This window comes from Sphingomonas panni, assembly GCF_022664435.1.
Classification (GTDB): Bacteria; Pseudomonadota; Alphaproteobacteria; order Sphingomonadales; family Sphingomonadaceae; genus Sphingomonas; species Sphingomonas panni.
On sequence record NZ_JAKREU010000023.1, the window covers coordinates 1 to 1,830 of the forward strand.

At 67.3% G+C, this 1,830-nt stretch carries 3 protein-coding genes; all 3 read left to right on the plus strand.

All coding sequences use genetic code 11. The features are described from left to right. The first annotated feature begins 122 nt into the window (after positions 1–122). Entirely contained in the window at positions 123–497 is a 375-nt protein-coding gene (tnpA, locus tag MF609_RS19780; protein WP_242417753.1) for an IS66-like element accessory protein TnpA, read from the plus strand. Further along, positions 494–841, plus strand: a complete 348-nt coding sequence (gene tnpB, locus MF609_RS19785) for an IS66 family insertion sequence element accessory protein TnpB (protein ID WP_056429811.1) — start codon at positions 494–496, stop codon at positions 839–841. Before tnpA ends, tnpB begins: the two co-directional genes overlap by 4 nt. Before the next feature lie 55 nt (positions 842–896). Next, positions 897–1,830: IS66 family transposase (gene tnpC / locus MF609_RS19790; RefSeq protein ID WP_242417754.1), on the plus strand; the 934-nt coding region annotated here is incomplete at its 3' end.

Genomic DNA, 1,830 nt, shown 5'->3' on the forward strand with positions numbered 1-1,830 from the left:
GTAAGCGTGGTCAGCAGGCCGCCTTGCGGTAGCGCCGGTAGGCAGGATGCTTGTCGCCTTTGACGAGGGCGCGGGCGGTGCAGGAAGTTATCGGTTCTACGACCAGTCATACGAGCACTCGTATGACTGGTCGGATGGAGGTGGTCGGCCGGGTATCGGGCCGGCGCCGATGGTCGGACGCGGAGAAGCTGGAGATTTTGGCCGAGGCGTTCCGCCCGGGGATCCGGGTCTGCGATATTATCGCTCGTCGCGAGGTATCGAGCAGCCTGATCTACACATGGCGCAAGCAGTTGCGCGAAGGTAAGCTGGCCGGGGCGGTGCCGTCGCTGCCGGTGTTTGCCGAGGTGCAGGTGTCGGAACCGACGCCGCCTGCGCCACTGCCAGCGCCATATCCATCGGGGCTCATCCAGATCGAGTTGCCGGGCGGTGTGCGGGTGAGTGTCGACGCGGGCGTGGATGCGGGTGCACTTGCACGGGTGTTGTCGGTGCTGCGGTGAACCCGGTGCCGCTGCCTACGCGGGTGTTTCTGGCGTGTGGGGTGACCGACATGCGCAAGGGGTTCGATGGCCTGGCGGTGCTGGTGCAGCAGGTGCTCGCGCAGAACCCACATTCCGGAGCGCTGTTCGCGTTCCGCGGCAAGCGCGGCCATCTGGTCAAGCTGCTGTGGTTCGACGGCCAGGGGCTTTGCCTGTTTTCCAAGCGGTTGGACCGTGGACGCTTCGTCTGGCCGGTGACCGCGACGGGCACGGTGACGCTGACGCCGGCGCAATTGTCGATGCTGCTGGAAGGCATCGACTGGCGGCGACCGGAGCGGACGTTCACGCCGACGCTGGCGGGGTAGAAACGGCGGTTTTGCGTTGCTTTTGCTCGCCCGTTGCCATGCAATCTGCTATAAAATGCGGGTGCCGGAAGCGCCCGTTTCCCCTGCTGATGCCGCCGCGCGGATTGCCGCGTTGGAGGCCTCGCTCGCCCGGGCGAATGCCGCACTCGCCGCCCGCGACCTGCTCATCGATACCCTGCGCGGACAGATCGCCCGGCTGCGGCGGATGCAGTTCGGTGCCTCGTCCGAAAAGTTCGGCCGCGAGATCAAGCAGCTCGAACTGGCTCTGGAGGAACTGGAAACGGAGCGTGATGCGCCTGTGCCTGAGGTGGCCGACGGCGGCGTAGCGGTTCGACCGGTGCCCGTCCGCAGTCTGCCCGGACATCTGCCGCGCGAGGATGTCGTTCACGAACCGGCGTCGGGCACCTGCACCTGCCCGGACTGCGGCGGTGCGATGCGTCCGCTGGGTATCGACGCGCACGAGATGCTCGACATCATGCCGGTGCGCTGGCGGGTCGTGCGCAACGTCCGCCCCAAATACAGCTGCCGGGTGTGTGAGAAAATCGTCCAGGTGCCTGCGCCGGTCAGCGCCGTGGCCAGGGGCAAGGCGACCTTCGCCACGCTGGCACACATCGTCGTCTCGAAATTCGACCACCATTTGCCGCTCCACCGCCAGGCCGAGATGATGGCCGCGCAGGGGCTCGACATCGACCGCTCGACATTGGCGGGCTGGACCGGACAGGCCGCAGCACTTCTCGACCCCATCGTCAGCCGCATCCGGGACGAAGTCCTCAAGGCCGACAAGGTCCATGCCGACGATACGCCCGTGCCGGTGCTCGACCCCGGCCGGGGCAAGACCGCGACCGGGCGGTTGTGGGTGTATGCCGCAGACGACCGGGCATCCGGTAGCACGGCGCCGCGCGCGACCTGGTATCGCTTCACGCCAGACCGCACCGCCGCGCACCCGCTGTCTCATCTGGCCGGCTTTCGCGGCTTCCTCCAGGCCGATG

Bases quoted from the DNA above. Each gene is read 5' to 3' on its own strand.
- tnpA (WP_242417753.1), top strand. From the start codon at position 123: ATGACTGGTCGGATGGAGGTGGTCGGCCGGGTATCGGGCCGGCGCCGA.